The organism is Lysobacter tyrosinilyticus (genome assembly GCF_054779815.1).
On record NZ_BAAGXN010000001.1, the window covers coordinates 925,540 to 946,069 of the forward strand.

The 20,530-nt window shown below is 65.7% G+C and carries 14 protein-coding genes; 11 read left to right on the forward strand and 3 right to left on the reverse strand.

Features of this window, described 5'->3' with window-relative positions; all coding sequences use genetic code 11:
- Positions 1 to 3: 3 nt before the first annotated feature.
- The 3 genes from ACYVGK_RS03875 to ACYVGK_RS03885 all read right to left on the reverse strand — a co-directional run bounded on the left by ACYVGK_RS03875 (position 4) and on the right by ACYVGK_RS03885 (position 3,809).
- Positions 4 to 1,953, reverse strand: a complete 1,950-nt coding sequence (locus ACYVGK_RS03875) for an acetyl-CoA hydrolase/transferase C-terminal domain-containing protein (protein ID WP_460731918.1) — start codon at positions 1,951 to 1,953, stop codon at positions 4 to 6.
- Between the two features lie 87 nt (positions 1,954 to 2,040).
- Positions 2,041 to 2,913, reverse strand: a complete 873-nt coding sequence (locus ACYVGK_RS03880) for an MBL fold metallo-hydrolase (RefSeq protein WP_460731919.1) — start codon at positions 2,911 to 2,913, stop codon at positions 2,041 to 2,043.
- The gene (locus ACYVGK_RS03885) at positions 2,910 to 3,809 is read right to left on the reverse strand and encodes a S1/P1 nuclease (RefSeq protein ID WP_460731920.1); all 900 of its coding nucleotides are present in this window, start codon (positions 3,807 to 3,809) and stop codon (positions 2,910 to 2,912) included. Before ACYVGK_RS03885 ends, ACYVGK_RS03880 begins: the two co-directional genes overlap by 4 nt.
- Positions 3,810 to 4,020: 211 nt before the next feature.
- Between ACYVGK_RS03885 and gap the strand changes: the two genes are divergently transcribed.
- From gap to ACYVGK_RS03940, 11 genes are all read left to right on the forward strand, one after another.
- The gene (gap, locus tag ACYVGK_RS03890) at positions 4,021 to 5,025 is read left to right on the forward strand and encodes a type I glyceraldehyde-3-phosphate dehydrogenase (RefSeq protein WP_460731921.1); all 1,005 of its coding nucleotides are present in this window, start codon (positions 4,021 to 4,023) and stop codon (positions 5,023 to 5,025) included.
- A 601-nt stretch (positions 5,026 to 5,626) separates the two neighbouring features.
- The gene (locus ACYVGK_RS03895; RefSeq protein WP_460731922.1) at positions 5,627 to 8,386 is read left to right on the forward strand and encodes a DUF2339 domain-containing protein; all 2,760 of its coding nucleotides are present in this window, start codon (positions 5,627 to 5,629) and stop codon (positions 8,384 to 8,386) included.
- Positions 8,383 to 9,810, forward strand: a complete 1,428-nt coding sequence (locus ACYVGK_RS03900; protein WP_460731923.1) for a DUF3999 domain-containing protein — start codon at positions 8,383 to 8,385, stop codon at positions 9,808 to 9,810. Before ACYVGK_RS03895 ends, ACYVGK_RS03900 begins: the two co-directional genes overlap by 4 nt.
- Positions 9,811 to 10,208: 398 nt before the next feature.
- The gene (locus tag ACYVGK_RS03905) at positions 10,209 to 11,381 is read left to right on the forward strand and encodes a phosphoglycerate kinase (RefSeq protein WP_460731924.1); all 1,173 of its coding nucleotides are present in this window, start codon (positions 10,209 to 10,211) and stop codon (positions 11,379 to 11,381) included.
- 51 nt (positions 11,382 to 11,432) lie between these two features.
- Positions 11,433 to 13,463 (forward strand): DUF3857 domain-containing transglutaminase family protein, encoded by a 2,031-nt coding sequence (locus tag ACYVGK_RS03910; RefSeq protein WP_460731925.1) that lies wholly within the window; start codon positions 11,433 to 11,435, stop codon positions 13,461 to 13,463.
- On the forward strand, positions 13,460 to 15,727 hold the full coding sequence (locus ACYVGK_RS03915; protein ID WP_460731926.1) for a tetratricopeptide repeat protein: 2,268 nt from the start codon (positions 13,460 to 13,462) through the stop codon (positions 15,725 to 15,727). Before ACYVGK_RS03910 ends, ACYVGK_RS03915 begins: the two co-directional genes overlap by 4 nt.
- Positions 15,728 to 15,744: 17 nt before the next feature.
- The gene (locus ACYVGK_RS03920; protein ID WP_460731927.1) at positions 15,745 to 16,383 is read left to right on the forward strand and encodes an HAD hydrolase-like protein; all 639 of its coding nucleotides are present in this window, start codon (positions 15,745 to 15,747) and stop codon (positions 16,381 to 16,383) included.
- A 115-nt stretch (positions 16,384 to 16,498) separates the two neighbouring features.
- Positions 16,499 to 16,714 carry a DUF6289 family protein gene (locus ACYVGK_RS03925; RefSeq protein WP_460731928.1) on the forward strand — a complete coding sequence of 72 codons (216 nt, stop codon included), beginning with the start codon at positions 16,499 to 16,501 and terminating at the stop codon, positions 16,712 to 16,714.
- A gap of 146 nt (positions 16,715 to 16,860) precedes the next feature.
- A complete protein-coding gene (pyk, locus tag ACYVGK_RS03930; protein WP_460731929.1) occupies positions 16,861 to 18,327 on the forward strand; it encodes a pyruvate kinase in 1,467 nt (488 codons plus the stop codon).
- A 273-nt stretch (positions 18,328 to 18,600) separates the two neighbouring features.
- Entirely contained in the window at positions 18,601 to 19,329 is a 729-nt protein-coding gene (locus ACYVGK_RS03935; protein ID WP_460731930.1) for a hypothetical protein, read from the forward strand.
- 182 nt (positions 19,330 to 19,511) lie between these two features.
- Complete coding sequence (locus ACYVGK_RS03940) at positions 19,512 to 20,522, forward strand: class I fructose-bisphosphate aldolase (protein WP_460731931.1); 1,011 nt, start codon at positions 19,512 to 19,514, stop codon at positions 20,520 to 20,522.
- Positions 20,523 to 20,530: the final 8 nt, after the last annotated feature.

Here is a 20,530-nt window from a genome sequence, read left to right on the forward strand (position 1 = left end):
TTCTTAGCTTCCTGCCGTCCTGTGCAACGTCTGCTGCAAACCCAACGCCAGCAGGCGCCCTTGCAGCCACTCGCCCGCGCTTGCGGGCTGTATCAGGCCCATGCGTTCGACCGCTTCCACATCGCTCGCCCGATCTGCAGTCAATGCACGCAGCACAGTACGAAGCTTGCCGCCGCGCGTGGCGGTGCTGCTCTTGAGCCAACCAAGCGCTCTGACCAGCCGCTGCTCGACCGGCGTGAAGTCACAGCCCAGCGGATAGTCGGGCAAGGTGCCGTCCGCGCGGAAGGATGCGAGTGCCGTACGAAGCTGTTGCGGCGTGTTGCGCCGCGCGCGGGCAGGGATGGCGTAGTCGTCGCGCAACTTGCCGTGGTCTACGGCGGTGCTCACCAAGTCATCCTGGAAGCGCGCATCGGCGATCGCCACCATGGCGGTAACGCAGTCCTCGTCGGCCAACCCGCGAATGTCGGCCAGGCCGTATTCGGTGACATACACATCGCGCAGATGGCGCGGAATGGTGGTGTGGCCGTAGTTCCACAGGATGCTAGAACGAACCTGCCCCGCCGCTTCGCGCGCGGCGCGCAGCATCAGCACCGAGCGCGCATCGGGCAGCGCGTGGGCCATCGCGACGAAGTTGTACTGGCCGCCAACGCCCGACACGACGCGGCCATCGCCCAGCGCATCAGACACCGCGGCACCCAAGGCCGTGGCCATCATGCACGTGTTGAAGAAGCGCGCATCGCGGCGTTGGAGGCGTTCCAGCGTTTCGTTGCCGCCGTAGAGTTCGTTGACTTCGCTCACCCGCTTCATGCCGATGGCGCGACTCTGGTCGGCGGGTAGATCGCGCAGCCACTGATAGAACTCGGACGAACCGAGGTAGAAGGCACCGTGCAGATACTCGCCGTCGCGTTCCAATCGTTGCCGATCCTCGTCCGTGGCCGAGCCATCGCCGAGTCGCCGCATCAGTGCCACGTCGTCGAGCACCTTGCGCCGGATCACGCCGACTTCGACCAGGCGACGGAAACCTTCGTTGAGCATCTCGCTGCAGCCATACAGGCCCTGCGCGAAAGGCGCTAGCGATGCGTCGTCCGCGCGCGGCGATCCCAATGCCGTAAGCACGCGGTGATAGGCGCGGTTGTCGGTATGGCGCAGCACCAGCGCATGGCACAACGCGTCGGCCAACGCGCCGATGCCGATCTGCAAGGTGCCGCCATCCATCACCAGGGTGCTGGCATGGAAGCCGATGGCGTAATCGGTGTCGTTGACCGGCTGCCGCGGCAAACCGAACAGCCTGGGATGCGGGCCGGGTGGAGTGACGATGAGGTCGAAGAAATCCGCATCGACCGCGGCGCTGCCGCCGAGCCAGGGCAGCTCCGGATCGACTTCCGCCACCATCAGCGGCCGCGGCAGGCCGCGCCCGACGATGGCATCGATCGCATCCGCGGTGAGGTCGGTATTGCTCGAAAGCGAGAGCCGCATGCCATCGGCCGAACGCGCCACCTTCTGCACGATGACATTGACACCGCGATCGGCCAGCGCCCGCGCGACATGGGTGTAGTTGAGACTGGCGTAGCGGCGCTGCGCCTGCGCTGCGTTCAGCAGCGCGCCCGACTGCAGGTAGAACTCCTCGACTTCGATATGCGCCGGCAACGTCCCGTGCTTGAGCGCGGCCACGTACGCAAGCCGCGGGAAGTCACTGCCGAAATGGCGCTGCACGAAAGGACCGAGGAAGCGCGCCTCCAGTCCCTTGCCTGGACCCGGCGGGTCCAGCGAGAGCGCCGTATAGAGATGCAGCCTGCGCGAGGGGTCGCGTTCCGCTGATGCGTACAACGCGTTGAGCAGGCGATGCGGCTTGCCCAGGCCCAGCGGCGCGCCGACATGCAGGTCGCCATCGATGCGCGCGAGCAGGGCATCGACGGCATGTTCCAGCGACTCGAGGTAAACGGGATCTGCCATGCGGGCAGTATGCAGCGGCGGCGCAAACTGCGGAATTCCATGCCGTCATCCCGGCGTTCGCCGGGATGACGATTCACTCAGAGGCGCCTAGAACTGATTGAGCGGGACGCGCAGATAGCGGATGCCGTTCGAAGCCGCGCTCGGCAGCGCACCCGCGCGCAGGTTCACCTGCAGCGACGGAATAATCAGCGCAGGCACCGCCAGGGTCGCATCGCGCGCCTCGCGCAGCGCGACGAACTCCGCTTCGCTGGTCTCGGCGCGCACGTGGATGTTACTGCGCTTCTGTTCGCCGATCGTGGTTTCGCAGGCGACCGCGCGTCCGCCCGGGCCGTAGTCGTGGCAGATGAAGACCCGCGTCGTTTCGGGCAGCTCGTACAGATGCTGGATAGAGCGGAACAACATCGCGGCATCGCCGCCGGGGAAATCGCAACGCGCGGTGCCCGCATCAGGCATGAACAGCGAGTCGCCGGTGAACAGCGCGTCGCCGATCAGATACGCCAGGCTGTCGCGGGTATGCCCCGGGACCGGAATCACCCGCGCGCCGATGCCACCCAGATTGAATTCGTCGTTGTCGCCGAACAGACAATCGAAGTTGTCCGCCGCGGCCTCCTCGTTGAGCTCGAACACGGGCGCGAAGGTGCGCTGCACTTCGCGGATACCCTGGCCGATCGCGACCATCGCATCCGGAAGCTGGGCCGCGAGCCACTGCGCCGCGGTCAGGTGGTCGGCATGGGCGTGGGTTTCGAGCAGCCAGCGCACCTGGTAACCGTGCTCGGTGACGCAATCGAGCAGCTGCTGCGCCGAGGTTTGCGAGGTGCGACCGGACTTGACGTCGAAGTCGAGCACCGGGTCGATAACCGCCGCCTGGCCGCTCTCGGCATCGGCGACGACGTAACTCCAGGTGCCGGTGTCGGCGTGATGGAAAGGATGGACCTGTGGCGGCGCGGCGTTTGCGTTCATGGCGAGGTCAATGTCTCGTTGAGCAGCGTCGCCAACCGGTATGCGGCGATGCGGATGCGCTGTTCGGCCAGCGCCCTGTGTTTGTCGGCATAGCTGCGGTCCAGCTTGTGCACTTCCTGGCCGTTCTGGGTGGGATACAGCCCGCGCAGTTCGGTCAGGCCGCAGGATTCGCTGGCCCACGAAGCGGGTGTCAGCGCGTTGCGATCCATCGCCGGCGGCCATGGCTCGTGGTCGAGACGGTCGGCGTACTGCGCCAGGTCGAGGCCGCGCTCGGCGAGCACGTAGTAGTCCCATACCGAATGCAGGTTGGTGCCCATGATCCCGCCGACGTAGCGGTCGCGTGCGTAGGCTTCAGGCTCCAGATCGGTGCGCAGGCTGATTTGGTACTTGTTGCCGCCCTGGTCGTTGCGCGAGTTCGCGTGCAGCGGCTGGTGCACGTCGCCGACGAGATGGACGAGGAACTTGAGCGCGTCGCGACGGGCCGCGAGCGGCTGGCTGCGATCGGCGAGGATCGCCCGCTGAGCGGCGATCGCCGCGACCACGCACTGGCCGTCCTTGCAGTCGCGCTCGGGCGAGTAACGACAGCTGTCGTTGGACAGGTTGACGTAGTGCCAGCGCGAGGTCTGCTTGAAGCGTTCCGGATCGCTGTCGCGCAGGGTGTCCGCCCAGGTGGCGACGCCGGCGAGGGTGGGGTCGGGCTCTCCGGCCAGCAGGCGCGCGACTTCGGCCTTCGCCGCCGGGGTGAGATGGCGCTGGGCCAGCTCGCCGACCAGCTTGTGGCCCAGGGCGCTCCAGGCGATGACCGGGCCCGCGACGAACAGGCCGAGGAGGACGACCAGCCAGGCCAGGCGTCGGGCAAGGCGGGAGGAGGGGGGGCGGGAGGTGGTTTGGCTCATGGCCGCACTTTAACGGAGCCGGGCCGCGCCTCCATTGCAGAGTCGGCCATTAGCCCCTCGGGCCGGATCTGCGGGAAGGCCGCTGGGGCCGGCCCCGTCGGGCCAAGACCGCGGCGACTCCGCGGTCCCGGCCGGACCGGGCGCGCCTGCTAAAATGACGGTTCCCCATCACCATCCCGCCGCGCCGACGCGGCCGCAGGAGTTTGCAGCAATGACGATCAAGGTAGGCATCAACGGCTTCGGCCGCATCGGACGCAATGTGTTGCGTTCGGCCGTGCAGAACTTCGGCAACGACATCGAAATCGTGGCCATCAACGATCTGCTCGAGCCCGACTACCTGGCCTACATGCTGCGCTACGACTCCGTGCACGGCCGCTTCAAGGGCGAAGTGTCGGTCGACGGCAACACCCTGATCGTCAACGGCAAGAAGATCCGCCTGACCCAGGAACGCGATCCGGCCAACCTCAAGTGGGACGAAGTCGGCGCCGATGTCGTCATCGAATCCACCGGCCTGTTCCTCGACAAGGTCACCGCGCAGAAGCACCTCGACGCCGGCGCGAAGAAGGTCGTGCTGTCGGCGCCGTCGAAGGACGACACGCCGATGTTCGTCTACGGCGTGAACCACACCAAGTACAACGGCGAAGCGATCATTTCCAACGCTTCGTGCACCACCAACTGCCTGGCGCCGATCGCCAAGGTCGTGAACGACAAGTGGGGCATCAAGCGCGGCCTGATGACCACCGTGCACGCCGCCACCGCCACGCAGAAGACCGTCGACGGCCCGTCCAACAAGGACTGGCGCGGCGGCCGCGGCATCCTCGAGAACATCATTCCGTCGTCGACCGGCGCGGCCAAGGCCGTGGGCGTGGTGATTCCGGAACTCAACAAGAAGCTCACCGGCATGGCGTTCCGCGTGCCGACCTCGGACGTCTCGGTGGTCGACCTCACCGTCGAACTCGAGAAGCCGGCCACCTACGCCGAGATCTGCGCCGAGATGAAGGCGCAGTCGCAGGGCGCGCTGAAGGGCGTGCTGGGTTACACCGAAGACAAGGTCGTGGCCACCGATTTCGTCGGCGAGACCTGCACCTCGGTGTTCGATGCCGAAGCCGGCATCGCGCTGGATGGCACCTTCGTCAAGCTGGTCAGCTGGTACGACAACGAGTGGGGCTACTCGAACAAGTGCCTCGAAATGGTCAAGGTGGTTGCCGGTAAGTAAGCGCCGGTTTTCGCCGAAGTCGAAAAGCCCCGCCTTGTGCGGGGCTTTTTGTTTGTGATGAGGAGGTCGTGGCGCTGCCTGGCTTGCTGATGTCGACTCCCGCGCTGGCTCTCGCTGTCGCGGTTGTTATTCCCTTGCCGGTGTCGCATTTGTCTTTGCTGCCGTCGTGCTGTTGCTCGTCATCCCGGCGAATGCCGGGATCCAGTTATTGATTTTGCTGTTCGCATTGAAGGCAAAGACAACAGCTGGATCCCGGCGTTCGCCGGGATGACGAGCCAAGGCGAAGCAGCGACAAGGCGAAGCAGCGACAAGGCGAAGCAGCGACAAGGCGAAGCAGCGACAAGGCGAAGCAGCGACAAGGCGAAGCAGCGACAAGGCGAAGCAGCGACAAGGCGAAGCAGCGACAAGGCGAAGCAGCGACAAGACGAAGCAGCGACCAAGGCGAAGCAGCGACCAAGGCGAAGCAGCGACCAAGGCGAAGCAGCGACCAAGGCGAAGCAGCGACCAAGGCGAAGCAGCGACCAAGGCGAAGCAGCGACCAAGGCGAAGCAGCCCTCAGCGCCCTGGTGTAACGTTCCCGCCAGCGAAACGGGGGACAGCGATGGAAGGACTGGTCATGCTCGCGGTACTGGTCGTACTGGCGGTGCCGGTACTGCTGATCGCCGCCCTGGTGATGATCGGCGGACTCAAGCGGCGCGTGAGTCAGCTGGAAAGCGATGTCACGCAGCTGCGCGCCGAGCGCACGGTAGTCGCTGCGTCGGGGGCACGGGAGCCGACGCTGGGCGACTGGATGCGCGAACGCGCCCCAGCGCCCGCGCCACCGGCACCCGCTCCCGCTCCCGCTCCCGAAACGCCAATGCCCCCGGTGCCCGTGACGGCAGCGACGCCGCCACCAGTCGAAGCTGCTCTGCCCGCCCAGGCAGTGCCGCCACCGCTGCCGGAGCAGCCTGCGCCACGCATCCCTGCACCGCGTCGTCCACAGGCACCGGCGCGCCCGGATCCGCTGACCCTGGCCGCGCGCGCGATCCGCCACTGGTTCACCGAAGGCAATGTGCCAGTGAAGGTCGGCGTGCTGGTGCTGTTCGCCGGCGTCGCCGCATTGCTCAAGTACGCCAGCGATCAGGGCTGGATGAGCTTCCCGGTCGAGTTGCGCCTGGCCGGTATCGCGGCTGCAGCGCTGGCCGGGCTGGTATTCGGTTGGCGCCAGCGCGAGGACAAGCGCGGCTTCGCCCTGAGTCTGCAGGGCGGTGCAATCGGCGTGTTGCTATTGGTGGTGTTCGCTGCGTTCAAGCTTTATCACCTGATTCCCGCGGGCGCGGCATTCGGGTTGAGCGTGGTGATCGTCGCCGGTGCCGGTGTGCTCGCGGTGGTGCAGAACGCCTTGGCGCTGGCACTGCTGGCAGTGCTGGCCGGCTTCCTCGCGCCGATCTGGCTGTCCACGGGTGGGGGCAGTCACGTCGCGCTGTTCGGTTACTACGCGGTGCTCAATGCGGCGATCTTCGGCATCGCCTGGTGGCGGCCGTGGCGTGTACTCAACGTGCTCGGCTTCGCCTTCACCTTCGGTATCGGCACGTTGTGGGGGCTGTGGAATTACCAGGCGGACAAGTTCGATAGCACCGAACCATTCCTGCTGCTGTTCTTCGCCTTCTACCTGCTGATCCCGATCCTGTACGCGCGGCGGCGCGCGGCAGGTCGGCGCGATCTGGTCGATGGCTGCCTGGTGTTCGGCACGCCCCTAGTCGCGTTTTCGTTGCAGGCGGGCCTGTTGAAAGGCCTGGGTCTGGAAGCCGCACGGATGCCGCTGGCGTACTGCGCGTTGGGCCTGGGCGCCTTGTATGCGCTACTCGCCTGGTTGCTGCAGAAGCGTGAGCACTACGCGGCCCTAGCCACGTCGTATGCGCTGCTGGCCGTCGGCTTCGCCACGCTGGCGGTGCCATTGGCGCTTTCGGCGCAGGCCACGGCGAGCGTGTTCGCGCTGGAAGGCGCCGCGCTGATCTGGCTCGGTTTGCGCCAGGGTCGGCGGTTGCCGCAATTGTCGGGGCTGCTGCTGCAATTGCTCGCGGCCGGCAGCTTCGCGATCGGCGTCAGCGATACGCTGCCGCCGCCCGAAGCGGTGTTGAATGCGCGCTTCATGGGCGCGCTGCTGATCTCGCTGGCCGGCTTCTTCAGCGCATGGAGCTACCGGCGCAACGCATGGCAACCGCAGCTCGCATTGCCGTACTACCTGTGGGGCCTGGCGTGGTGGATCGGTAATGGCGTCACCGAGATCGCCCGCTATGTACTGCAAGACACCCGCCCCGATGCGGTGCTGGCATTCGTGATCGTCAGCGGCTGGATCGCCGCGGAGTTTCATCGCCGCATGCCGGCGCGCGCATTGGCCTGGACGAGCGCCCTGGCGCTGGCATCGGGCTTCATTCTGGCGATCGTGCAGGACACGGTGCATGGCCAGCCGTTCCGCGACTTCGGCGCAGTGGCATGGCTGGCGTATGCGATCGCGGGCTGGCGCAGCCTGGTCGGTCTGCGCGATGGCGCTTACGGTGAACGCGAGGACATCGAGCATGTGGGCGGCGGTGCCGCTGGGTTCGGCCACTTCGCCTGGTTGTGGTCATGGCCGTTGGCGTTCGGATTGCTGCTTGAACAGCTCGCGCATGACGCACATCTGGGCGATGGCTGGCGCGTCGCTGCGTTCGGCCTGCCATGGCTGGGGATAGCCGCGCTGCTGCAATGGCGCGAACGCGTGGTCGCCGCACCGTTTGGCGAGATCTTCCGCCGCTGGGGTGCGCTGGTGCAGGGAACGATGGTGGCAGCACTGGCGCTGGCAGGTTTGTTCGCGCTGTTCTCCGCGGGCGACAGTCAGCCGCTGCGCTGGATTCCGTTGCTCAATCCGCTCGACCTCGCACAGCTGGCCGTACTCGGCCTGGTGCTGAAGTGGCTGGGCTCGGATGCCGCGCCGGAAGATCTGCGCGAACGCCGCATTCCTCTCATTGCCGCAGCCGCGTTCGCGCTGATCACCACGATCACCTTGCGCACCACGCATCACTGGGGCGGCGTGGCGTGGGACGACAGCATGTTCTCGACCAGCCTGGTGCAGACCACGCTCACCATCGTGTGGAGCGTGCTGGGCGTGGCAGGCTGGATCCTCGGCTCACGGCGCGGTCAACGCGGTCTGTGGCTGGCCGGTGCAGTCCTCATGGCGGTGGTGCTGGCCAAGCTGGTGCTGGTCGACCGCAGTCATCTCGGCAATCTGCTGGGCATCGCCTCGTTCATGGCGTATGGCCTGTTGTGCACGGCGGTCGGGTACTTCGCGCCCGCGCCGCCGCGCAGTGCCCCGTCCGATCATCCGGTGGAGGAATCCGTATGAAGCGCTTGGTATTCCTGGGCTTGCTCCTTCCCGTGATGGCGATCGCCGCGCCGCGCGACGAGTACGCGCAACAGTGGCCGCTGACCCTCGGACGCGACAATGCCGGTGCGTATCGCGTGACGCTGGATGAAAGGGTCTACCGGCAATTGCGTGATCCTTCGATCCGCGACGTCGTCGTGATCAATCACGATGGTGCCGCCGTACCGACCGACGTGTTCGCTCCGGAAGCGCCGCTGGCGAAATCCGCACCGCGAATAGCGTTGCCATGGTTCCCCCTGCCATCGACACCACCCGGCAATGCGGCCCAAGGTTGGGAGCTGGTGAGTCAGGCCGATGCCGACGGCCGCCTGCGCCGCGTCGAGGTGCGTACCACCGATGCCGGTGCCGCCGCGTTGCCGCGCACCGCGTTGTTGGTGGACGTGAGCCGCGTCCGTGAGGCGATCGCTGCGCTGGAGCTTGAATGGCTGCCCGTGGAGTCGCTCGATCTGGGCTATCGCGTCGAGGCCAGCGACGATCTCGACCACTGGCAGCTACTGGCGACACGCGGACGCATGGTCGATCTCACTCGCGAAGATCGTCGCCTGCTGCACCGGCGCATCGAGCTGTACGGATTGCTGCCGCAATATCAGAAGGTGCGCTATCTGCGCCTGACGCCGGACCGCAGCGACCAGCTCATCAGCGTCACCGGCGTGTTTGCCGACCTGGCTTCGGCTGGTGCGGCCGCGGTGCCGAATTGGGTCGAGCCACGCGGCCGTAGCGTGGATGTGCGCGGCAGCCCTGCCGGCACGGTGTTCGATTTCGACAGCGGCGGGCGCTTCCCGGTACGCCGGGTGGATGTCGTGCTGCCCGGCAACAGCGCGGTGGAATGGCGCCTGGAGAGCCGCGACAGTGACGAAGCCGACTGGCGTCTGCGTGCCGGACCCTGGGTCGCGTTCCAGGTCGGGCCCGACGGTGCTGCAACGCGATCGCCGGAGCAAAACCTTGGTGCCATGGTGCGCGATCGCCACTGGCGGCTGCGCGCGAGCACGCCAGTCGCGGGCGTGCCGGTTCTGCGCTTGGGTTACTACGCCGAAGTGGTGGTCTTCGTCACGCAAGGTGCCGCGCCTTATGCATTGGCAGGTGGCAGCACCCGATCCCGACGTCCGGATTCGCCGCTGCCACAGTTGGTGGCGGAAATGCGTCGGCAACGCGGCGCGCAGTGGCAACCGACCCCAGCCTATCTCGGTACACCGCAGGTGCTCGCCGGTGAGCGTGCGTTGAGTGCAGTGCGCGACTGGAAGTCGTGGCTGCTGTGGGGCGTGCTCAGCCTGGGTGCGCTGGTGGTGGCTGGTTTCGCGATTGGATTGCTGCGCGGCAAACCCGAGCCGGCTCCCGACAGTGCCGATTCGGCGGGCGAGGTGTCATCGGATCCGCCGGGCAGCTGACATCTACAGGACAAAAGCCCCGCTCATGCGGGGCTTTTGCTTCATCGCGGCGACGTAGCCGTTGCGGACGTTCCAGTGCGCCAAGGCTGTTCGGCGAGCTGCAGACCGTACCGTCGTATTCGATGCCCGCTTGCGCCGGCAGGAGTCCGATTATCGCCATGGGCGACGTGCGGAGGGCCGGGTGCCCGCGGGATCGCCGGTTCCCAGCACCGTGAAGCGCGGATCGGCACTGGCATCGCCGCTCCCGCGCTTCCGCTGTATCAGCCGTTGCGTTCGAACACACCCGCAACCCGCTCTGGCGGCCGTGCCCGCGCCATCCGCGCCTGGCGCGTTTGAAAGCCATGGCCGGGGGCCGGACAATGTGCGCCCGTTTTTGCCTGTCCGCCTCTGGAGCCCCAATGTCCATCCTCCGCATGACCGACCTCGACCTCGCCGGCAAGCGCGTGCTGATCCGCCAGGATCTCAACGTGCCCGTCGCCGACGGCAAGGTCACGTCCGATCAGCGCCTGACCGCTTCGATCCCCACGCTGAAGTTCGCGCTGGAAAAGGGCGCCGCGGTGATGGTGATGTCGCACCTGGGCCGGCCGAAGGAAGGCGTGTGGACCCCGGACGATTCGCTGGCGCCGGTCGCCGCGCGCCTGGGTGAACTGCTCGGTCGTGAAGTGCCGCTGGCGAAGGATTGGGTCGACGGCGTTGAAGTCGCGCCGGGCCAGCTTGTCCTCCTGGAGAACTGCCGCATGAACGTCGGCGAGGGCAAGGACGACGAGAGCCTTTCGAAGAAGTACGCCGAGCTGTGCGACGTCTTCGTCATGGACGCCTTCGGTACCGCGCACCGCGCGCAGGCGTCGACCCACGGCGTCATCAAGTTCGCGAAGCAGGCCGCGGGCGGCCCGCTGCTGATGGCCGAACTCGACGCACTGGCCAAGGCGCTCGACAACCCGGCGCGCCCGCTGCTGGCGATCGTCGCCGGCTCCAAGGTCTCGACCAAGCTCGAGCTGCTGTCGTCGCTGGTCAGCAAGGTCGACCAGCTGATCGTCGGCGGCGGCATCGCCAACACCTTCATTGCCGCGATGGGCTACAGCGTGGGCAAGTCGCTGGTCGAAATGGACCTGCTCGACACCGCGAAGCAGATCATGGCCGACGCGAAGGCACGTGGCGCCGACATTCCGATCCCGAGCGACGTGGTCGTCGCGCCGGCGTTCGCCGCCGATGCACCGGCGACGGTCAAGGCCGTCGATGCCGTGGGCGCCGACGACATGATCCTCGACATCGGCCCGCAGACCGCCGCGCGTTACGCCGAACTGATCAAGAGCGCAGGCACAGTGGTATGGAACGGCCCGGTCGGCGTGTTCGAATTCGACGCCTTCGGCAAAGGCACCGAGACTCTGGCGCGCGCGATTGCCGCGTCGAAGGCATTCTCGATCGCCGGTGGCGGCGATACGCTGGCGGCCGTGGACAAGTACGGCATCGAGCAGGACGTCTCCTACATCTCCACCGGTGGCGGCGCGTTCCTCGAATTCCTCGAAGGCAAGGAGCTGCCGGCGGTGGCTGCGCTCAAGGCGCGTGGCTGATCACTCGTTGCCAATGTGCGAACGCTAGAAGACTGAAGTCGGGGCCGATCGATGCGCGTTTTGTGGGGAGTGGTGCTCTCGCTGTTGATGGCGGGAGCGGCGGTAGCGGGTGAGGTGGAACACAAGCGTGGGGAATTCCGGTTCTCGGTCGGAACCCCGCCCACCTTCGTCGAGCCGGCAAAAATGCCGGAGTCATGGGACGCGAAGGCACCAGGAAGTACCGGTGCGACCTGGCGCGTGTGGCTGTACGACGAGCAGGTGGATCGTCGCGCCGGCCGCAACCATGCCTACGTCGACTACGCCTATGAAGCCAAGGCGTCGTCGCTGCTCGGCGATGCCGGTCGCTACCAGATCGTCTTCAATCCCGAGTACCAGCGACTGGTGATCCATGGCGTCGAGCTGCGCCGTGCCGGACATTGGCAGGATCGCCTGGATCCCGAGCGTATTTCGCTCGCGCGCCGTGAAGAGGATTTCGAAGAGGACATGGCCGATGGCAACGTCACCGCACTGATCGTGCTGGAAGACGTTCGCGTGGATGACGTGGTGCGCATCCGTTACTCGATCATCGGCGCCAATCCCATCCTCGAAGGGCAATTGCTGGATCTCAATGCCTTCGGCTGGCAGAGCCCCGTGCTCTACAGCCGTTTGCGTGTACTGCACGATCCGGGTAGCCAGCTGGATGTTCGACGTCGTTCGGGTGCGCCTACGCCGGTCACTCGCAATAGCAGCGACGCGTCCATGGTGTCGGTGGAGGCTTCTCGCCTGCCTGCGTATGCGGACGAGGGTTCCTATCCGCTGTGGTACCAGCCGTCCCCGACGGCGTATGTCTCCAGGAAGCGGCAGTGGGCGGACGTCGTCGCCTGGGCCTTGCCTTTGTATCCGGCACCGGGTGCGCTGCCCGCGGACCTTGAAGCCGACCTCGCTGCATGGTCGAAGCTTCCCGACCCGTATGCGCGCATCAAGGCCGCACTGCGGACGGTGCAGGAGCAGGTTCGCTACTTCGGCGTGGAAATGGGCGCGAACACGCATCGGCCCACCGCGCCCGCGGACACTTGGAAGCGCCGCTATGGCGATTGCAAGGACAAGGCCTATCTGCTGAAGACCCTGCTGGAACGCATGGGCATCCAGGCCGTTCCGGCACTGGTATCCACGAGTCGTGGTCGTGGAATCGAGGAAATGCCGCCGGCGGCCTCGGTCTTCGATCATGTGATCGTGCGGGCGCAGGTCGATGGAACCACGCTGTGGCTCGATCCCACCATTACCTCGCAAGGCGGAGACCCACGCGACAGCGATGCCAGCCTGTACGGAGTGGCTTTGCCGGTCGCCAAGGGTGTATCGGCGCTGGAAACGATCGTCGTTCCGGCGCAGCCCAAGAGCTCGATCAACGTGAGCGAACGCTATGAGCCCGCCGCCAACGGCCGCGAAGTGGCGTTGTTCATCGAGACGACGTACGAAGGCAAGCGGGCCGACAGCGCCCGCCAATCATTCTCCGGCACGCGCGACGACGAACTCTCCAGGCGTTATGCCGAGTACTACCGTAAGCGGTTTGGCGAACTGACCGTGGTCAAGACACCGACCATCCGGGATGACCTGGATGGCAACCGCCTGACCGTGACCGAGCAGTATCTGCTCAAGGCACCCTACGACACCGCAGGGCGAACGCGCGCGCTGGAGGTCTATGCCGAATCGCTGTCCGAAGTGGCGCGTCTGCCGGACTCGACGGTGCGCGACAGCCCGTTGTACGTGGGCATGCCGGCCCACTACCACCATACGATCGAGGTCCGGTTGCCCGAGCGCTGGAGTACGTCGCTGCGCGACGAATCGCAGAACTTGAATTCCGAAGCGTTTGCCTTCCAACGCCTGCTGACTGTTTCGGCGCGCAAGGTCGAGGTCTCGTACGACATGAAGGTGAACATGCGCGACCTGCCGGCGGACAAAGTGGCGGGACATCTGGCCGAGCTGCGCAAGGTGCGCGACAGCCTGTCGGCGCGGCTGCCACTGCAGCTGGCTGAAGGTGATCAACGCCAGGAGCGCGATGCTCGACTCAAGGCGTTGCTGAAAGACATTGGGGACCAGAAATGAATCTGCTGCGTACAGCCTGTGCCGGTTTACTGCTGGCGACCACCTCGGTGGCGATCGCCGCTCCGACGAATGCATCGAAGCCCGATGCAACGAAGATGTGGGCGGATTTCCTGGCCAAGGCCGACGACGAGAGCCTGAACGCCTTTGATGCGCTCGAAGCCGTGGGCTACGAGGGGGATGAGGTCGACGCGAAGCTGTGTGCCGACAACACCTCCGTGCTTGCGGCGGCCGTAAAGACCATACCTGTCAGCCTGGGCATTCGACGCGCGGCCTACCTGTGCGCCGACGCGACGGGCGACGCACCAGCCGCCGAATCCGAACTCCAGGTCCTGGCGGCGCTGTCGCGCCACGCGCTGAAGCAAGCGGGCGATCCGTCGCTGGCCAAGCCCATCCGCATCGTCGCCCCGGTGGATGCCTATGCGTTGCTGCGGAGCAGCGGCATGGAGCAGGCCTACGAGTACTACCTGTTTGCCCGGCCGGCGCGTTACTTCCCGCTGGTCGTGGTCGGGTGGGACGCAGACGCCAAGATCGAACGTCATTACGCCTTCGATTACGTGGACACGCTGTTGCAGCTGAAGAACCGTCAGCCTTTTGCCGGCACGCCGATCATGCGCGCTGCCCTGGCCGATGCGTACGTAAAGGCGAGCCAGGATACCGACGGGCTGGCGGCGGTCGACATCGCCGCAATACGCGCCGGGGCTGCCAGCGCCAGAGGCGACAAGGTCGCCAAGCTGCGCGGGGCTGCCACGGCTGGCGGAATCCAGTCGGCCAAGGCATGGTTGCTGGTGTGTTCGGGCCGATCCGCTACGCCGGATTGCACCGAGGGCCTGGTCGATGCGCTGATGCAACAGGCGGAGAGCAAGAACGCCTTCGCCATGTCCATGTTGGCGTACGCCTATCTGGAAGGCATCGGCACCAAGGCCGATCCGAAGTCGGCATGGCTTCTGCTCGACGCCGCGGATCGCCGCTGGCCGCAGGGCGCGTTGCTCGAGTTCGCCGATGTCTGGGTGAGCGCGCATGACAGGCAGCCCTTGCCCAAGGAGCTTGATAAGCGCCTTGCACGCGCGGCAGCTGCTGGCAATCGGCCGGTTAAGCGTCTGCTGCTTGGACTGAAAGCCGCGGCGGAAAAGCCACAGCTCAGCGACAGCGATATCGCATTCCTGGCGTCCCCGGAGCTGAACGGACGTGGCTTGGGATACGGCCTGCTCGTCGACTACTACAAGAAGCTGAAACAGCCGCACGACGTGTGGAAGTGGACGGTCCTGGGTGCCGAAGCCGGCAATGCGACGCTGCAGTCCTGGTACGCATCGGCGCTGATCTACGGCGATCAGACCGAGTTCAAGCGTGACCTGGTGAAAGGTGTGGCGATGGCGCAGGCTGCGGCGCACGGCGGAGATGCCTGGGGCGCGCTCGAAGCGGCCCGCCGCAGCAGGCTGGACCGTGATTTCAAGGCTGCCGAAGGATGGCTGATGGGGCCGGCGGATGTCGGTGATATCGACTCTTTCATGGCCTTGGCGGCCCTGTATGCCGAAGATCAGCCGGGCCTTTCCGGTGATGCCAAGCGAGCGGTGGAACTCTACGGAATGCTCGCCTCCGACAAGGCCCAAGGGGCTCCCGCACGCCGTGCGCTTGCGCAACTCGCCATCGCAGGCCACGGCATGGCGAAGGATCCTTCCAAGGCCCTGCAGTGGCTGAAGGAGGACGCGGAGCAGGGCGATCACGATTCGGAGCTCCAGCTCGGCAGTCACTACCTGCTGGGAGACTTCGGCAAAGTGGACGAAGCCGAAGGCACGCGATGGATGCGGCGGGCCATGAAGGGCGGCATCGAGGATGCCTACACCCTCTACAGTTCCTGGCTCTACTACAACAAAAACACCGACGAATCCCGCAAGCAGGCGCTGGCATTGCTGGCCGAAGCCGATGCCGCGGGAAACACCGGGGCCACCAACAACTACGCATGGACCCTTTGCACATCGCCGCGTGCCGATATCTTCGATCCCAAACGCGGACTGGACGTGAGCCGCAAGCTTGGCGACGTCGATGTCATGGGTGCGGGCGCGATCGACACGGTTGCTGCGTGCTATGCCGCCAATGGCGACTTCAAGAAGGCAGTGGAACTGCAGGAGCGTGCCGCCAAGGTAATGGCTGCTCTCGAGACGCCGGATTCGCGGAAGAAGCTCGGCGACAAGGTCCCCGGTTACCAGAAGCGCCTGGCCCTCTACCGCGACGGAAAGCGGTACCAGGAATTCGACCGCAATAACTGACAGAACGGCAGGGCTGAATGGCTACGGTTTTCTTCGACATGGACGGCACGCTGATCAATTCCGAGATCGGCATCACCCGCTGCGTCGCCCATGCGCTGACGCAGATGGGGCTGGAAGTGCCGCCGGATTCCGAGTTGCGGCGCTGGATCGGCCCTTCGTTGCGGACCAGCTTCGCGCCGCTTCTTCGCGACGAAGTGTTGGTGGAACGTGCGGTCGAACACTATCGCGACCGCTTTGAATCCCATGGCTGGGCCGAGCACGAGGTGTACGACGGCATCGCCGATACCATCGAGGCATTGCATGCAGCGGGGCACCGTCTTGCGGTGGTCACCGCGAAGAACGAACCGCATGCACGCAAGATCGCCGCGCATCTGCCTTTCGGTCATCGCTTCGTCGACATCATCGGCGCGACCATCGACGGTAGCCGCAGCGACAAGCCGGAACTGATCGCCGAAGCGCTGCGTCGCCTCGACGTGGCGCCCGATGCGTGCTGGATGATCGGCGACCGTCGCATGGATATCGAAGGCGCCCTGCACCACGACATGCGCCATGTCGGCGTGCTGTGGGGTTTCGGGGGCGAGGCCGAACTGCTCGATGCAGGTGCGGACACACTCGCTAGCCACCCGGAACAATTGCGCGAACTGCTGGCGGCCTGATGGCGTCGGTGGTCCGCCGCAGGGCGGAACCTGTGCGCTCCGTCATCGATTACCGACAAGGGACGACGCAGGATGCGCGGGCGGCATGAGGCCGCGATTCGACAAGGAAGCAATCATGCGTCGTACAAGGATTTTCGCTGTTGCTTTTGCGCTTCTGGCCGTCTCCGGCCTGACTTCCGCAGGCGGTTGCCTGCAGGGCACCTGGCACTACTACAACGCGTCCGGCCAGCTGGTGGGTGAGGAAACCTTCGGCTGCGGCGACATGGATGGCATGTGGGGCACGCCCACCGCCAACAAAGGCTTCACCCCGGGCTGCGCCTCGGCCATGTGATCGTGAACACACGAACGCCCTGCATTGCAGGGCGTTCGTGCAATCGGGTGCCGCCTGTGTTCGTTTTCATGGCACGCCGCAAGCGGGTGCAACTTTGGCTGTGCTACGTTCGGACTTCTCCAACGACCACACCGCCAGCGCAGCGCATGTCCAACAACCGTCGACGCACCAAGATCCTTGCCACCCTGGGCCCGGCCACCGATGCACCGGGCGTGCTCGATGCGCTCCTCAACGCCGGCGTGGACGTGGTTCGCCTCAACTTCTCCCATGGCGATCCGTCGGCACAGGTCGCACGTGCCCAGGCCCTGCGCGAAGCCGCGCATCGCGCGGGGCGTGAAGTCGGGATCCTGGTCGATCTGCCCGGCCCGAAGATCCGCATCGAACGCTTCGCCGAAGGCCGTGTGCAACTCAAAGCCGGCGACCGCTTCGACCTGGTCGCTTCCGACACTGCGCCGCCCGGTACGACCAGCGAAGTCGGCGTCAGCTACCTCGGCCTGCCCGGCGATGTGATTCCCGGCGACACGCTGCTGCTCGACGACGGCATGATGCAGATGCGCGTGGAGCGCGTAGAAGGCGAGCGCATCATCAATACTGTGCTCAACGATGGCGCGCTTTCGGACCGCAAGGGGCTCAACAAGCAGGGCGGCGGTCTGTCGCTGGGTGCGCTGACCGAGCGCGATCGCGAGCTGATCAAGGTCGCCGCTGAGCTCGGGGCCGACTTCATCGCGGTGTCGTTCTGCCGCAACGCCGAAGACATGGAGGAAGCGCGCCGCATCGCCCGCGCCGCCGGCAGCGATGCTGCGCTGGTTTCGAAGATCGAACGCGCCGAAGCGATCGAGAACCTGCGCGAGATCGTGCAGGCCAGCGACGTGGTGATGGTCGCGCGTGGCGACCTGGGCGTGGAGATCGGCGACGCCGAATTGCCCGGCCTGCAGAAGAAGATCATCCGCGAAGCGCTCGAAGGCGGCCGCGTCGTGATCACCGCGACGCAGATGCTGCAGTCGATGGTCGACAGTCCGATCCCGACGCGCGCGGAAGTACTCGACGTCGCCAACGCCGTCATCGACGGGACCGACGCAGTGATGCTGTCGCAGGAATCCGCAGCTGGTAAATACCCGGTGAAAGCGGTCGAAGCGATGGCGCGCATCTGCCTTGGCGCCGAACGCCAGTTCGAATTCGATACCGATTTCGAAGCAGCGCCGCGCAACCTCGAGCGCGCCGACCAGGCGATCGCGATGGCGGCGATGTTCCTGTCCGAACACATCGGCGTGCGCGCGATCCTCGCCGCGACCGAATCCGGCGGTACCGCACGATTCCTTTCGCGCTTCCGCTCCTCCGTGCCGATCTACGGCCTGTCGCGCCATGACGGTGCGCGTCGACGCATGGCGCTGATGCGCGATGTCTTCCCAATCGACTTCGACAGCCGCGGCTTGGCTTCGCGCGAAGCCGCACGGCAGTCGGTGAAGCAATTGTTCGATGCCGGCTTCCTCGCCGTGGGCGAGCGGGTGATCTTCACCAGCGGCGATCACATGGAGCATCACGGCGCGACCAATACGCTGCGCCTGTTGCAGGTGGGTCTGGGCGGCAAGGCCGAAGGCCTGGGCGAGCTGTAACGCACACTCGCAAGAGCGGCGCATCGAGTGGATGCGCCGCGCACTGAGTTTGCATCGACTGGCGGAAGCCAGGTTTTGCGGCGTCCCGTTACGCCGCTTTTACGCTTGTTTCACCGACTTCTCACAATTCGTGGCGCCGAATGGCCCGCAGTGCCTCTCGTCTCGCAGTTCCGCGTCTTGCGCGGGTGATGCAGCTCGTGGGCGTTGTCCGATGGCCCCCCTGCAGCGCGTTGGGCTTAGGCATGAACCCTTTTATGGAGAAGGGGGTGGGCCGTGGGGAAGCGTATCGACGAAACGTCCGCGCCGCGCGTGTCGTGGCCGGTGTGGAAGATGCCGGTGTGGAAAATGCTCGTTGTCCTGCTGCTGCTCGGACAATGCGCCTGCACCAGTGTCGGCGTGCATACCCGAAGTCAGTCCGCTCGCGACTATGGGCCACCCGCGCAACTGCGCGTCTGCCTGTTGCGCGCGGAAGGCGTCAGTCAGCAGCGTGCCGATGATCTCATCGCAGCGGTAAACGACGAGTTCAAGACATACGGAATCGAAGTAGTCGTGCCGTGGGTGCGGTCATGGGAGCGCCCCGGATTCGGGCATCGCACCCTGATCGACGATGTCGTTGCGCGCGAACTGGAACCGCCCTGCGATCGACTCGTTGCGCTGGTGGATCGCAATGCCGGTGACGCGCTCTGGGGCATGCTGATGCCGGAAGTGCTGGGCGCCGTCGATGATGCGACGCATACCCGCGGCTTCGTTGTGGCCAACGCCGCATCGCTCAACCAGTTGTTCATGCCGCCGTCGAAGGTCGCGGTGCATGAGTTCTATCACTTGCTCGGTTGCCCGCACGCCGCCTCGCTCACGCGGTGCTACGGGCAGATCGAACGCCTGAAGCGACAGATCGCCACCCGTCAGCCGGAGTTTTTCCCTGCCATGGATGCCTACGGCACCCTGCTGGTCACCCGGGACGAGGCCAACTCCGAGTTGCGCCGGGCACTGGCAGTGAAATAGGGGCGGGAAGCCCGGGGCGTCCACGCGAGGGCGCCCCGGGAGCCGGTGCGGCGGCTGCAACTGGTATTGGATTCGGGTGTGTGGGGCGCGCAAGTCCTTGATTTATTGCTGACTGCGCCGACGCGGGGCTCATGGCAGCCGCTATAATGTGCGGCTTCCCACCCGCACCCCGCAGGACTCCCATGAGCATCGAACAGCTCGCCGAAATTGCCCAGGCCATGGTCGCCCCGGGCAAGGGCATCATCGCGATCGACGAATCCACCGCTACCTGCGCCAAGCGTTTCGCTGGCGTCGGCATCGAGAACACCGAAGAGAATCGTCGTCGCTACCGCGAGCTGCTGCTCACCACGCCGAACCTGAGCGACTACATCTCCGGCGCGATCCTGTTCGACGAAACCATCCGTCAGTCCACGAGCGACGGCGTGCCGTTCGCGAAGTACATGATGGACAACGGCATGATCCCGGGCATCAAGGTCGACAAGGGCACCCACAACCTCGCCGGTTGCCCGGGTGAAGTCGTGACCGAAGGCCTCGACGGCCTGCGTGACCGCCTGGCCGAGTACTACAAGCTCGGTGCTCGCTTCGCCAAGTGGCGCGCGGTCATCAACATCGGCGACGACATCCCGTCGGGCACCTGCATCGAAGCCAATGCCCACGCGCTGGCGCGCTATGCCGCGCTGTGCCAGGAACAGGGCCTGGTGCCGATGGTCGAGCCGGAAATCATCATGGACGGCTCGCACGACATCGACGAATGCTTCCAGGTCACCGAAGTGATGCTGCGTTCGCTGTTCGCGTCGCTGGTCGAGCACAACGTCGTGCTGGAAGGCTGCATCCTGAAGGCCTCGATGGTCGTCCCGGGCACCACCAGCGGTGAGAAGGTTTCGGTCGAAGAAGTCGCCGCCGCCACCCTGCAGTGCTTGAAGTCGACCGTGCCGGCGATCCTGCCGGGCATCGTGTTCCTGTCGGGCGGCCAGTCGGATGAGGACGCCACCGCGCACCTCAACGCCATGAACCAGATGGGCCCGAACCCGTGGCCGCTGTCGTTCTCCTACGGCCGCGCCATGCAGGCCGCCGCGCTGAAGCTGTGGTCGCAGGACCTGGTGAACAACTTCGCCGCCGCGCAGAAGACCGTGTACGCCCGCGCCAAGGACAACGGCCTGGCTGCGTTGGGTGAGTGGAAGAAGGTCGCGTAAGCAACCTG